The sequence below is a fragment of the Ruegeria sp. ABD4_443 genome, from assembly GCF_056160865.1.
The window spans coordinates 150,114-161,299 of sequence record NZ_JBSWYA010000004.1; the positions used below are offsets into that span (position 1 = coordinate 150,114).

The following is an 11,186-nucleotide window of genomic DNA, read 5'->3' on the forward strand; positions in this document are numbered from 1 at the left end:
CAGTATCTGAATACGGCTGGCATGCCGGTCATTCTTGCGGCGCGCGCGCGTTGCGCCCCGCCATTACGACGCTGATGGTATAAGCGGCTTCGGGGCTGAGGCCGGCCATGACGCCTGCGGCTGAATCCGGCGGCATCCGGGACAGGAAACCGGCAGCAAAGACCGGGTCCATGGTTTCGAACAGGGCGGCCGCATCCTTGGGCTTCATGTTCTGATAGACTTCGGTCAAACGCGTCAGGTCGGATTCGGCGGCCCGCTCTGCGATGGCCAGTGTTGCGCGCAGCGACTCTTCGGCCTGATGCAATGCGTCAAGCCTGGCGTCCACTGCCTGGCCTGCGATTTCCAGGGCTTTTTCCTTGTCCTGCAAGGCGGCCTCGCGTTTTTCCAGCGCTTTTTCTCGGCGCAAAAGCTCGGTCAGCAGGGTTTGTATGTCCCGGTCCTGCGAATCGGCCTTGGCCGGCTGAGCCACCGCAGCCGGTTCGGGTTGTGCCGTGCGCGCCAGGGCCGGACCGGCCTCAAGACCGATGCGCAGAACCGCAGACCCGATCATGAGCGCGGAGATGACCGTCAGAACGCCACCGCGCGCCTTTCTGCCACAAGGATTGCCAGATGTCCGTTTCATGATGGCGAGGCACCGTTTCGCGGGGCGTGCCGGAAGAACATGACGCCTTCGGGGGCCTTGGCCTCGGGTTTGTCCGTGGGTTCAGCGGTTTCGACCGGGGCAGGGGTTTCCGCGGGTTCGGGAGAAGACGCGTTGGCCGCGGTCTCGTCGCTGTTCGGCGGGTCGTCGGGATCGTCATCCGGCAGCGGGGCCTCATCCTCAACCTTATCCTCGGCCTGATGGTCTTGGGCGGACTGATCCGGGCCTGTTTCAGACGCCTCTTCCCGCGCCTCAAGGTCGTGCATGGAAGCCATCATCAGCTCCAACCGTTGCGCGACGGATTCCGCCCGTTGGGTCAGTTCGGACAAGGCCTGTGCGGAATGGTCCGAAGCCGTGCGCGCGGTCTCCAGGGACGTTTTCAGCTCATCCGCCTGCGCGGACAGAACGGAAACCGCGCCGCCGACGCCCTTTTCCAGATCGGTAAAGCGCTTTAGGCGCCGGGCGAGAACAAAGCAATACAAGCCCGCACCCAGCGCGCCTGCAACCAGCAAAATATCGGCAATCAGTTCCAAACCCGCCTCCTAGTTCAATACGAATTCAGTGATCAGAACGTCGCGCACCCGACCGTCGCCCACGACGATTTCGATGCGGCGCTGCAAATGCCCGCGAATGCGCACCAGCGCGAGCGAATCTTCGAAATCCGACACTTCGAGCGCGCGAAGATACCCGTTCAAGACATCCATGATCCGGGGCAGCATCGATTCCACATCCGAGGCATAGGGGTCGTTGACCTCAAGCTGCGCATGAAATTTCAGGTGCCGTGATTCGCCGGTATTGACCGCCACGATCACCGGGGGAAGATCGACGTAGCTGATGGCGGGCAGCGCCTTGACCGGCGTTGCCTTTTCCGCCCCCTCGTCAGCGTGGTCTTTCGGCTGTTGCGCAAAGGGCAGAAGGCCGGAACGGGTCAGGTAAAACCCGCCAGCCGCCCCGGCAAGGGCCAGGACACATCCCACGATTATCCCCGCTTTTGCGGATTTTTTGCTGGCCGGTTCCTCGGTCACGGTTGCGTCAGTCATGACGTCCTCATCCAATTTCTCGGAATCTGTCATACCCCCTCAGGAACTAACCGATTGTTAAGGGCAATCGTCCAAACAGAGGCTGAGCCGCACAGAATGTCGGCGAGTCGGAGGTGAGCGTGCAGCAGATCGGAACTGTCTGGGCAAGTTTGGACAGGCGTAAACAAATCGTCGTTGCCGGTGCGGTCGTGCTGGTGTTTCTGGGGGTTCTTGCAATGTCGCGCCTGGCGACAGCGCCTTCGATGACGCTGTTGTATGCGGGGTTGGAAAGTGGCGCGGCAGGGGACATCGTGCGCGTGCTTGATCAGCGCGGCGTTCGCTATGACATCCGGAGTGGATCAATCTATGTGCCCGGTGCCCAACGCGACGAATTGCGGATGACCCTGGCCAGCGAGGGCCTGCCGGCAAATGGCAGCCAGGGCTATGAATTGCTTGATTCACTCAGCGGGTTCGGGACGACGTCGCAGATGTTCGATGCCGCCTATTGGCGCGCCAAGGAAGGTGAGCTGGCGCGCACGATTGTGGGCAGCCCGCAGATCACGCAGGCGCGGGTGCATATCGCCAATGGGTCGTCAAACCCGTTCGAACGGCGGTCAGAGCCTACCGCATCGGTCTATCTGGTGGCATCGGGGGCGCAAATTTCAGCCGAACAGGCCAAGGCGATCCGGTTTCTGGTCTCATCGGCGGTCAGCGGGCTGACGCCCGAAAACGTGGCGGTCATCGATTCGAACGGCGCGGTCATCGGGGCACAGGATACCGCGGTCGCGGCGGACACTGCGGACGACAAGGCGCGGCAGTTGCGCGAACGGGTCATGCGTCTGGTCGAAGCGCGGGTTGGGCCGGGAAATGCCGTGGTCGAAGTCAGCGTCGATACGGTGACGGAAACCGAATCGATCCGCGAACGGCGCATTGACCCGAAGGGGCGCGTGGCGATTAGCACCGATGTCGAAGAACGCTCTGACAGCGCCCAGAATCAGTCCTCTGACGTGACGGTCGCCTCGAACCTGCCGGACGGGGACGGGGCAAGTGGGGACGAATCCAATTCCACAGCAACACAGACCCGCGAACGCGTGAACTATGAGGTTTCCGAGACGGAACTTGAAGTGCACCGCGCGCCCGGAGCGATCAAGCGTCTGACCGTTGCGGTTCTGGTCAATGGTACCCGTTCGGTTGATGGCACCGGGACCGAGACCTTTGTTCCCATGCCGCAGGCTGAACTGGATGCTCTGGAAGAGCTTGTCGCCTCGGCGGTCGGGTTCGATGCGGATCGGGGCGATGTCATTACGCTGAAATCGCTGGACCTTCCCACCGCCGAGCCGCAAGGCACCCTGGCCGCGGCGTCCTTCTGGCAGAAATTGCACCTGGATGCGATGTCCCTGATCCAGATGGCGGTTCTGGCCGTTGTTTCGCTGGTATTGGGCCTGTTCGTCATCCGCCCCATTCTGGCTGGCAAGGCATCTGTTCCGGCATTGCCGGCGGCGGGTGGCCCGGTTCTGGACCAAAGCGCGCCGCTGGTCGGTGAGATTGCCGCGGATGACGAACAGGCGTTTGCGCCGTTGCCATCACAAGCCCAGCAGGGCGGCCCGGTTCCGGCCCTGTCGGCCCCCCAGGGTGAGGATGCCGTGGACCGCCTGCGCGCGATGATCGGCGACAAGCAAGAGGAAACCGTTGAAATCCTGCGCAGCTGGCTTGAAGAAGGTGAGGAGGCAGTGTGATGTCCATCGCCCATCTTCTGGAAGATTTCACCGCGCAATCCAATGGCGACACGCTTCACATGCTCAGCGACGAAGCCCTGGAGGAGCAGCGCCTGGCAGCCTTCGAAGACGGTTACGGGGCAGGATGGGAGGATGCCGTTCAGGCGCAGGAAGATGGGCGCGGACAGGCCGCTGCCGCGCTGACCCAGTCTTTGGGTGATCTGTCCTTTACCCACCACGAGGCGATGACCCGCATGACCCGCTCGCTTGAGCCGATGTTTGAAAGCCTGACCCGCGTCGTGTTACCCGCAGCCGTGGATCGTGGCTTCGCCGCCCGGCTGACCGAACAATTGTGCGACATGGCGCGCGAGCAAATCGGCCAGCCCATGCAATTGCTGGTTCCGGCAGGTCAGGCCCAGAGCGTCGAAATGCTGATCCCCGCCGAATTGTCCCCCAAGCCGCAGATCAAGGAAGACCCGTCCCTGCTTGACGGGCAGGCCAGAATTCAGGTCGGTATCGCCCGGCGCGAGGTGGATTGCAGCGCGCTGGTGGCCTCCATCGCGCAGGCATTTGACGCATATGTGTTTGAAACGAAAGAGGTTATATCAAATGAGTGATCCCAACCCTGCCGCCTCGGGCAAGCCAAACCCGTTCGAGGCCGTCCCGATCGAAGTCACGGTCTCGGTCGGGCGTGCGCGCCCGCTGATCCGTGATCTGTTGACCATGGGCGAAAATGCGGTGCTGACCCTTGATAAGCGGGTCGAGGACCCGGTCGACCTTTATGTGGGCGATCAGCTGGTCGCGCGTGGCCTGCTGGAAGAGGTCGAAGGCGAACAGCCCGGTCAGCTTGCCGTGCGCCTGACGGAAATCGCGGATCTGCAAAACGGGATCGGATAATGCGGCTTGGTGCCTGCCTGATCCTGGGTTTTCTTGTGCTGTGCCCCGGTCTTGCCGCCGCGCAGGACCTGTCCCTGTCCCTGGGAGAAGGCGGATCAATCTCGGCCCGCAGCATTCAGTTGATCCTGTTGATCACGGTGCTCAGCCTGGCGCCGGGCCTGGCGATCATGGTGACGTGCTTTCCGTTCCTGATAACGGTCCTGGCCATATTGCGGCAGGGGCTGGGATTGCAGCAGTCGCCCCCGAACATGCTGATTGTCAGCCTGGCGCTGTTTCTGACCTATTTCATCATGGAACCGGTTTTTACCGAAGCCTGGACCAGCGGTATCCGCCCCCTGACGCAGGAAACCCTTGCGGTGGAACCGGCGCTGAAACGCGCAATGGTTCCGTTCCGCGAATTCATGGCCGCACGGCTTGACGCCGATACGTTCCACGCCATGGCATCGCTGCGGCCGGATGGCGACAGGTTGCAATTGTCGGCCCAAGCGCCGCTGTCAGTCTTGATGCCGTCTTTCATGCTGTCCGAAATTGCGCGGGCTTTTCAGATCGGGTTCCTGATCTTTTTGCCCTTTCTGATCATCGACCTGGTCGTCGCCGCGGTGCTGATGTCGATGGGCATGATGATGGTCCCGCCGGCAACGGTATCCCTGCCGTTCAAACTGGCGTTTTTCGTGATCGCCGATGGCTGGTCGCTGATTGCCGGTGCCCTGGTGCGCAGCTATATGCCCTGACGACCTGCGGGGGAGGGGCTGCTTGGAACCCAGGGCAAGCCCTGCCTGCTGACCAGACGGTGCAGGCTGGGCGGGGCGCCTGCCCGCCTTTAACCGGTTTTGTTCAGGTCCGTGATCAGCTGATTCAGGTTGCCTTTGCGGGCATCCAGCATGGCACCGATTTCGGTCCGCTCGGTCAGCAGCAGGTTCACGCCTTCGATAAACATGTTGTAGAACTTGTCGCGCCCGGATTTGTCCGACACCAAAAAGGTGACTTCGAACGGGGACGAGCCGCGCAGCTTGACCGAAGTCCGCACCTCGAAGCCCGCCTTGATCTTGCGGGCATTGCGCACGGTAACCTCGCCGCCGATGAACTCGCGGAAGCGGCGACCGTATTTGCGGGCGATATACCCCTGAAAGGCCTTGGTGAACTGACGCAGTTGCGCGGAACTGGCCGAGCGTGCATCCGGCCCCAACGCATAGCGCGCCATGATCGGAACATCGGCATATTGGGCAAAGATCTTTTCGAAATCGCGCAGCATCGCATTTTCTGACTTGCCCGAGTCGATCACCCGATTGATATCCCCGACCACCGAATTGACCAGCTGCTTGGCGCTGGCTTCGCTTTGGGCAAAGACCGGCATCGGAGCCCCGGCAATCGCAAAACCGGCGATGGCCGTGGAAAGAAACGTGCGGCGGGTTTGAGCATTATTCGGCATAGGGGTCCTCGTAGGGGTCTAGATATGGGTCCCTGACAGGGTCGGTTCCGATCTCGGCATAGGGGTCCGTGTACAAACCCAGATAGGCGTCCTCGTCATCCCTTGTAAGTTCAAAGCGGCGATTTTGCAGATAGATCAGGCGGGCCTGGGCGTAACTGTCTGCGCTTTCATACAAAATTGAATCGACCGTGTCCGAATACCGGCCCCTGTCGCCCATGCGGCGCACGATTTCGGCATAAACGCCAAGGTTGTCGGCCGGACGCGTCGGCGTGAAATTGATCGGGTTCGAGAACAGGTTCACGACAACCCCGACGGCATCCCGTGTTGTGGACGGACCATAGAACGGAAGCTCGACATAGGCGCCCTCGCCAAAGCCCCAGACATGCAGCGTTTCGCCGAAATCGGTATCGACCGGCGGCAGGTTCAGCTCGCTTGCCGGGTCGGACAGGCCGATGCCGCCGACAGTCATGTTGATGACGAACCGCAGCAGGGCATTGCCCATCTGCTTGGGGTTGCCCTGCAACAGGTAATCGACGGCCTGACCGGGCAACGAGATATTCTCGGCGAAGTGATTGAAACTGGTCACCATCGGGTCAGGGACAATTTTCACATAGCCCTTGGAGGCCGGGCGGAACAGAAACCGGTCCACGCCCAGGTTGAATTTGTGAATCGACCGGTTGGTGTTCTCATACGGGTCAAAAACCCCGCCCTGCCGCGAAGGTCCGTCAGGGTTAGAGGCGCAGGCCGACAGAATCGCCATGAACGAAAGAAAAATCAGGTGTTTCAAACGGATGCTGCGCGTCACGGTCTTCGTTACTCCTGGGTGCCCGCATCGGAATTTCCGGGCCTTCAATCAATACAACGTGGCTTTGTCTGTCGCTCTTGGTCCCGCGCCACATAGACGTTTCACACTCGGTTTGAAACTCCTAGCGTTTAACCCGCCGCACAGTGCGAGGTAAAGTGACCCAACTTCAACACTTCGGAATAAGAGAAGTTCTGCCCAGAATCTCATCTGCGACAAAAACGGATGATTATGGCTTTTCCAAGTCTGGCTTCCCGGTTAGCGTCCCGCCAAAGCGACCAATGATGAGGACCAAATCATGAGCATTTCTGACAAGCTGGCAGACCTGGGTGTGGCTCTGCCGGACGCTCCGGCGCCTGCGGCGAACTATGTCCCGTTCGTCCGTGTTGGCAACATTGTCTATGTCTCGGGCCAGATTTCCAAGGATGACGACCTGATCACCGGCAAGCTGGGGGATGACATGGATGTCGAAGCGGGGGCCGCCGCCGCCAGGGTTTGCGCGGTAAACCTGCTGGCGCAGGTCAAGGCCGCCTGCGACGGTGATATCAACCGGCTGGTTCGCGTGATCAAGCTGACCGGGTTCGTGAACTCGACCGCGGATTTCACCGCGCAGCCGCAAGTGATCAACGGCGCGTCCGATTTTCTGGTCGAGGCATTGGGCGAGGCGGGCCGGCATTCGCGCTCGGCGGTCAGCGCCGCGTCATTGCCCTTGGGCGTGGCCGTCGAAATCGAAGGTATCTTCGAAATCCAATGACCCCGCCGCTGCCACCGGAATTTCTGCGGCACCCGATTGCGCATCGGGCATTGCACGACAAGACGCAAGGCCGTCCGGAAAACAGCCGGGCCGCCATAAGCGCGGCCGTCGAGGCTGGGTACGGGATCGAGATCGATTTGCAACTGACCGCCGACAACCGAGCGGTTGTGTTTCACGACTATGCGCTGGAACGGCTGACGGGCCAAACCGGCGCGATCCGGCAAATGACCGTGGATCAGACCGCGCAGATCACCTTGCTGCAGTCCGGTGGCGAGGGCATTCCGACATTGGACGACGTTCTTGAACTGGTGGCAGGCCGGGTGCCCTTGCTGATCGAGCTCAAGGATCAGGACGGGGCAATGGGCCCCGATGTTGGTGCGCTGGAACAAGATACGGTTCGGGCGCTGGGCGGTTATGACGGGCCGGTGGCGCTGATGTCGTTCAACCCCAACAGCGTGGCCGAACTGGCGCGCCGCGCGCCGCACCTGCCGCGGGGTCTGGTCACCAGTTCCTATGGCGACGCAGACTGCAACTTGCCAAAGGCGCTGCGGGATCATCTGCGCGACATTGCCGATTTCGACCGTTCGGGCGCAAGTTTCATCAGCCATGAATGGCACGATCTGACCCGCCCGCGCGTGGCCCAGCTTAAGGCGCAGGCGGTCCCTGTTTTGTGCTGGACGATCCGGTCGCCCGAACAAGAGGCACAGGCGCGCGCGGTTGCCGACAATGTGACCTTTGAGGGGTATTTGGCGCCGCAACCGGGTTGATCCTTTTTCCGGCCACTACAAATAATGGACGGGCGCGGAGGGAATATGGATCAGGCACAAATCGAAGTTCGGGTTCTGGGCTCTCTTTCGCAGATATCGGCGGCAGAGTGGGACAGCTGTGCCTGCCCCGAGGCCGCCTCGGGGGGGCGGCCGCTGGATCCGTTCACGACGCATCGCTTCCTGCTTGCGCTGGAACAAAGTGGATCGGTCGGGCCGGGGACTGGCTGGCATCCGCAATATCTGACCGCCTATCTGGACGGGATGCTGATCGCCGCCGCGCCGATGTATGCCAAGTCTCACAGCCAGGGCGAGTATATCTTTGATCACAGCTGGGCGCATGCCTATGAAAACGCGGGCGGGCGCTATTACCCAAAGCTTCAGGTCGCGGTGCCCTTTACCCCGGTCACCGGGCGCCGGTTCCTGGTCCGTCCGGGGTATGAGGGTGTGGGCATGTCCGCGCTTGTGCAGGGGGCGGTGCAACTGGCGGCCGACAACCAGGTCTCGTCTCTGCATGCAACCTTTTGCTCCGAGGACGAGGCACAGGCAGGCGCGCAGATGGGGCTGATGACGCGCAATTCGCAACAGTTTCACTGGCTCAATGACGGGTATGACGATTTCGACGGGTTCCTGTCCGCCCTGTCGTCCCGCAAGCGCAAGAATATCCGCAAAGAGCGGGCGCAGGCGCTGGATTTCGGCGGTGACATCCGGGTTCTGACAGGGTCCGAGCTGCGGCCCGAGCATTGGGATGCGTTCTGGCGGTTCTACCAGGACACCGGCGCCCGCAAATGGGGCAGCCCCTATCTGACGCGCCAGTTCTTCGAGATCGCGCATCAGACGATGGCGGATGACATGGTTCTGGTTCTGGCCGAACGCGACGGCCATGCCATTGCGGGCGCGCTGAATTTCGTCGGGCGCGACGCTTTGTTCGGCCGCTATTGGGGCTGCACTGAACACCATGCGTGCCTGCATTTCGAACTGTGCTACTATAGGGCGATCGACTTTGCCATTGCCCACGGGCTGCGCCGGGTCGAGGCCGGTGCCCAGGGCGAACACAAGCTGGCCAGGGGATACCTGCCGACCCGCACCTTCAGCCTGCATTGGGTCGGTGATCCGGGCTTTGCGGATGCCGTCAGAAAATACCTGGACGCCGAGGCCGACGCGGTAGGAGAAGAGATAGAGATCTTGATAGAATACGGCCCGTTCCGAAAATCAAACCCGGAGGAACAGCAATGACAGAACTTTTGTCGACCGAGACCCGAGGGCCCTTGCTGGACCCGCTGTTCAAGAATGGCTGGACGATGGTCAAGAATCGGGACGCGATCACAAAGACATTCATCTTCGAGGATTTCGTCGATGCATTCGGCTGGATGACCCAGGTGGCGATCTGGGCCGAAAAATGGAACCATCACCCCGAGTGGTCAAATGTCTACCGCACGATCGAGGTCGTCCTGTCCACCCATGACGTTGGCGGGCTGTCGGCGCTGGATGCCAAGCTGGCCCGCAAGATGGACAGCTTGTGCTAGCGGTCTCCGCGCGACCCCATCCCGCCTGCCAGCATCGCCTTTTCGCCCAACTGCCGGAACTCGGCAGGTGTTACGGTGCCATCGCTGACATCGATATTGCCGGGTACCCCGGTTGCGCGGTTGCCCGTCATCCGGACGCTTCGGGCGCGGGGGTCGATGGTCAGGCAGCGGTTGTCATAGCATGTCAGACCGGCGGGGTTGATCTGAATAAGCGTTTGCCCGTCCGGCCCGGTCACAACCGGGGCCTGCGGGACGTCACATGCGGTCAAAATCCCACATGCGGCCAAAACAATCCATTTGTTCATAATACGCTCCTGTTTGCCGGAAAAATCCCGCCCTGCACGGCCCGCGCCTGATCAGTCGAGCTGACCGTTTCCGTCGCGATCCGCATCTGTGAAATCCGCGTGCATCTGCGCATCGTATTCCGCGCGGGACACCACGTTATCCTGGTTGCTGTCGGATTTGCGAAAATGTTCGATGTCCAGGAACGGCTTGGCCTCATCAAGCCCCAGCGTTCCGTTCTTGTCGTCGTCCATCTCCTGAAACGCATAGTCTGAAAAGGCGTCGAACTCGTTCCGGGACAGAAACCCGTCATTGTTGGTGTCGATGGCCTTCAGTTCGGCCTCGTGCAGCTGGGCCACGGTTTCAGCGGCTGCTGGTCCGGCAAGGGCAAGGCCCATGATCAAGAAAACTGCATGTTTCATTCCCTGTCTCCTCAGCACGCGTATCTCTGGCCTTCGAACCCGCCCGCAGCGGCGCCTGCGGCCGTCAGAATGTCCTTGCCAGAGCCGCCGCCGAACTGGTTGCCGATCACGCCGCCGATCAGCGCGCCGCCCAAGGTGCCGCCCAGGCAGGCAATTTCGTGCTGCCGGGCCGCCTGCTGCTGCGGGGTAGGTGCCGGACCGCAGGCCGCCAGCCCTGCCGCGGCGCCAATCCCAACCAGTGCAATCGCTTTCAGTTTCATCCGCCGACTCCTTGCTTGAACTGGGCTTGATCGGGTCAAGTATTTGCCTTTGGCCATCGCGTATCAAGCCAGTTAGGACGTTCAGGCCCCCGGTCGAGCGCCGGGGGCCCATTGTTCAGATCACACCCAGCAGCCCTTCGCCTGCGGACAATTCGCAAACGCCCGGGTTTTCTTCGATGTTCAGCGCCACCACCTTGCCGTCATCGACCAGCATTGCATAGCGTTTGGAGCGGCCAAACAACCCGGCGGGCGGCACGTCAAACTCCATTCCGATGGCCTTGGTGAATTCCGATGCGGCATCCGACAGCATGGTCAGGCCCGCCTCGGTTGCGCCGGTGGCTTCGCCCCAGGCGCCCATCACAAAGGGGTCGTTGACCGCCACGCAAATGACCTCGTCGACCCCTTTGGCGTCGAATTGGCTTTTGGTTCGGATAAAGCTGGGAACATGCGCGGTCGTGCAGGTTCCGGTATAGGCGCCGGGAACCGCGAATATGACGACCTTCCGGCCCTTGGTCTTTTCGGAAACCCGAACGCCTTCGGGGCCGTCCGCCCCCAGCTGGATCAGGGTCGCGTCGGGCAGAGTGTCACCTGTTGCAATCATTTTCATGCTCCTGTCGATTGGATTTGCAGAGTCGGTCTCAGCCGCAATATAGGTATGCTGACGACTGAGACCACG

17 protein-coding genes are annotated in these 11,186 nt (G+C 61.3%); 8 read left to right on the forward strand and 9 right to left on the reverse strand.

Annotation, left to right across the window (positions count from 1 at the left end; all coding sequences use genetic code 11):
• Positions 1-28: 28 nt before the first annotated feature.
• From ACXAG8_RS09670 to ACXAG8_RS09680, 3 genes are read right to left on the reverse strand one after another with little or no spacing between them, the layout of a single operon-like run.
• Positions 29-622, reverse strand: a complete 594-nt coding sequence (locus ACXAG8_RS09670) for a MotE family protein (RefSeq protein ID WP_475223658.1) — start codon at positions 620-622, stop codon at positions 29-31.
• Positions 619-1,173 carry a hypothetical protein gene (locus ACXAG8_RS09675; protein WP_475223659.1) on the reverse strand — a complete coding sequence of 185 codons (555 nt, stop codon included), beginning with the start codon at positions 1,171-1,173 and terminating at the stop codon, positions 619-621. The genes ACXAG8_RS09670 and ACXAG8_RS09675 overlap by 4 nt, the downstream gene beginning before the upstream one ends.
• Before the next feature lie 9 nt (positions 1,174-1,182).
• Entirely contained in the window at positions 1,183-1,713 is a 531-nt protein-coding gene (locus tag ACXAG8_RS09680; protein WP_475223660.1) for a flagellar basal body-associated FliL family protein, read from the reverse strand.
• A gap of 86 nt (positions 1,714-1,799) precedes the next feature.
• On the opposite strand from ACXAG8_RS09680, the gene fliF reads away from it, so the two are divergent.
• The 4 genes from fliF to fliP are packed head-to-tail and all read left to right on the forward strand — an operon-like array spanning position 1,800 to position 5,002.
• Entirely contained in the window at positions 1,800-3,395 is a 1,596-nt protein-coding gene (gene fliF / locus ACXAG8_RS09685; protein ID WP_475223661.1) for a flagellar basal-body MS-ring/collar protein FliF, read from the forward strand.
• Entirely contained in the window at positions 3,395-3,991 is a 597-nt protein-coding gene (locus tag ACXAG8_RS09690) for a FliH/SctL family protein (protein ID WP_475223662.1), read from the forward strand. The genes fliF and ACXAG8_RS09690 overlap by 1 nt, the downstream gene beginning before the upstream one ends.
• The gene (locus tag ACXAG8_RS09695) at positions 3,984-4,271 is read left to right on the forward strand and encodes a FliM/FliN family flagellar motor switch protein (RefSeq protein ID WP_475223663.1); all 288 of its coding nucleotides are present in this window, start codon (positions 3,984-3,986) and stop codon (positions 4,269-4,271) included. Before ACXAG8_RS09690 ends, ACXAG8_RS09695 begins: the two co-directional genes overlap by 8 nt.
• Positions 4,271-5,002 (forward strand): flagellar type III secretion system pore protein FliP, encoded by a 732-nt coding sequence (gene fliP / locus ACXAG8_RS09700; RefSeq protein ID WP_475223664.1) that lies wholly within the window; start codon positions 4,271-4,273, stop codon positions 5,000-5,002. The genes ACXAG8_RS09695 and fliP overlap by 1 nt, the downstream gene beginning before the upstream one ends.
• A gap of 89 nt (positions 5,003-5,091) precedes the next feature.
• On the opposite strand, the gene ACXAG8_RS09705 is transcribed toward fliP, so the two are convergent.
• Positions 5,092-5,700, reverse strand: coding sequence for an MlaC/ttg2D family ABC transporter substrate-binding protein (locus ACXAG8_RS09705; RefSeq protein WP_475223665.1), 609 nt, complete (start codon positions 5,698-5,700; stop codon positions 5,092-5,094).
• The gene (locus ACXAG8_RS09710) at positions 5,690-6,460 is read right to left on the reverse strand and encodes an MlaA family lipoprotein (protein WP_475224145.1); all 771 of its coding nucleotides are present in this window, start codon (positions 6,458-6,460) and stop codon (positions 5,690-5,692) included. Before ACXAG8_RS09710 ends, ACXAG8_RS09705 begins: the two co-directional genes overlap by 11 nt.
• 340 nt (positions 6,461-6,800) lie before the next feature.
• Between ACXAG8_RS09710 and ACXAG8_RS09715 the strand changes: the two genes are divergently transcribed.
• From ACXAG8_RS09715 to ACXAG8_RS09730, 4 genes are read left to right on the forward strand one after another with little or no spacing between them, the layout of a single operon-like run.
• On the forward strand, positions 6,801-7,256 hold the full coding sequence (locus ACXAG8_RS09715) for a RidA family protein (protein WP_475223666.1): 456 nt from the start codon (positions 6,801-6,803) through the stop codon (positions 7,254-7,256).
• Entirely contained in the window at positions 7,253-8,023 is a 771-nt protein-coding gene (locus ACXAG8_RS09720) for a glycerophosphodiester phosphodiesterase family protein (RefSeq protein WP_475223667.1), read from the forward strand. Before ACXAG8_RS09715 ends, ACXAG8_RS09720 begins: the two co-directional genes overlap by 4 nt.
• Positions 8,024-8,068: 45 nt before the next feature.
• Entirely contained in the window at positions 8,069-9,256 is a 1,188-nt protein-coding gene (locus tag ACXAG8_RS09725; RefSeq protein WP_475223668.1) for a GNAT family N-acetyltransferase, read from the forward strand.
• Entirely contained in the window at positions 9,253-9,546 is a 294-nt protein-coding gene (locus ACXAG8_RS09730; RefSeq protein WP_475223669.1) for a 4a-hydroxytetrahydrobiopterin dehydratase, read from the forward strand. The genes ACXAG8_RS09725 and ACXAG8_RS09730 overlap by 4 nt, the downstream gene beginning before the upstream one ends.
• Here ACXAG8_RS09730 and ACXAG8_RS09735 read toward each other — a convergent pair.
• The 4 genes from ACXAG8_RS09735 to ACXAG8_RS09750 all read right to left on the reverse strand — a co-directional run bounded on the left by ACXAG8_RS09735 (position 9,543) and on the right by ACXAG8_RS09750 (position 11,111).
• Entirely contained in the window at positions 9,543-9,851 is a 309-nt protein-coding gene (locus tag ACXAG8_RS09735; RefSeq protein WP_475223670.1) for a hypothetical protein, read from the reverse strand. The two genes, ACXAG8_RS09730 and ACXAG8_RS09735, sit on opposite strands and share 4 nt — an antisense overlap.
• A 51-nt stretch (positions 9,852-9,902) precedes the next feature.
• Positions 9,903-10,250: an EF-hand domain-containing protein gene (locus ACXAG8_RS09740; protein ID WP_475223671.1), complete on the reverse strand. Its 348-nt coding sequence runs from the start codon at positions 10,248-10,250 to the stop codon at positions 9,903-9,905.
• 11 nt (positions 10,251-10,261) lie between these two features.
• Positions 10,262-10,510, reverse strand: a complete 249-nt coding sequence (locus ACXAG8_RS09745; RefSeq protein WP_475223672.1) for a glycine zipper 2TM domain-containing protein — start codon at positions 10,508-10,510, stop codon at positions 10,262-10,264.
• 115 nt (positions 10,511-10,625) lie between these two features.
• Positions 10,626-11,111, reverse strand: coding sequence for a redoxin family protein (locus ACXAG8_RS09750; protein WP_475223673.1), 486 nt, complete (start codon positions 11,109-11,111; stop codon positions 10,626-10,628).
• Positions 11,112-11,186: the final 75 nt, after the last annotated feature.

What these genes read in the sequence shown, in the direction of transcription:
- ACXAG8_RS09670 (WP_475223658.1), bottom strand. Translation starts at nt 622, where the DNA reads ATGAAACGGACATCTGGCAATCCTTGTGGCAGAAAGGCGCGCGGTGGC.
- ACXAG8_RS09705 (WP_475223665.1), bottom strand. Translation starts at nt 5,700, where the DNA reads ATGCCGAATAATGCTCAAACCCGCCGCACGTTTCTTTCCACGGCCATC.
- ACXAG8_RS09690 (WP_475223662.1), top strand. Translation starts at nt 3,395, where the DNA reads ATGTCCATCGCCCATCTTCTGGAAGATTTCACCGCGCAATCCAATGGC.
- ACXAG8_RS09750 (WP_475223673.1), bottom strand. Translation starts at nt 11,111, where the DNA reads ATGATTGCAACAGGTGACACTCTGCCCGACGCGACCCTGATCCAGCTG.
- fliP (WP_475223664.1), top strand. Translation starts at nt 4,271, where the DNA reads ATGCGGCTTGGTGCCTGCCTGATCCTGGGTTTTCTTGTGCTGTGCCCC.
- ACXAG8_RS09725 (WP_475223668.1), top strand. Translation starts at nt 8,069, where the DNA reads ATGGATCAGGCACAAATCGAAGTTCGGGTTCTGGGCTCTCTTTCGCAG.
- ACXAG8_RS09715 (WP_475223666.1), top strand. Translation starts at nt 6,801, where the DNA reads ATGAGCATTTCTGACAAGCTGGCAGACCTGGGTGTGGCTCTGCCGGAC.
- ACXAG8_RS09745 (WP_475223672.1), bottom strand. Translation starts at nt 10,510, where the DNA reads ATGAAACTGAAAGCGATTGCACTGGTTGGGATTGGCGCCGCGGCAGGG.
- ACXAG8_RS09710 (WP_475224145.1), bottom strand. Translation starts at nt 6,460, where the DNA reads ATGGCGATTCTGTCGGCCTGCGCCTCTAACCCTGACGGACCTTCGCGG.
- ACXAG8_RS09730 (WP_475223669.1), top strand. Translation starts at nt 9,253, where the DNA reads ATGACAGAACTTTTGTCGACCGAGACCCGAGGGCCCTTGCTGGACCCG.
- ACXAG8_RS09720 (WP_475223667.1), top strand. Translation starts at nt 7,253, where the DNA reads ATGACCCCGCCGCTGCCACCGGAATTTCTGCGGCACCCGATTGCGCAT.
- ACXAG8_RS09695 (WP_475223663.1), top strand. Translation starts at nt 3,984, where the DNA reads ATGAGTGATCCCAACCCTGCCGCCTCGGGCAAGCCAAACCCGTTCGAG.
- ACXAG8_RS09680 (WP_475223660.1), bottom strand. Translation starts at nt 1,713, where the DNA reads ATGACAGATTCCGAGAAATTGGATGAGGACGTCATGACTGACGCAACC.
- ACXAG8_RS09740 (WP_475223671.1), bottom strand. Translation starts at nt 10,250, where the DNA reads ATGAAACATGCAGTTTTCTTGATCATGGGCCTTGCCCTTGCCGGACCA.
- ACXAG8_RS09735 (WP_475223670.1), bottom strand. Translation starts at nt 9,851, where the DNA reads ATGAACAAATGGATTGTTTTGGCCGCATGTGGGATTTTGACCGCATGT.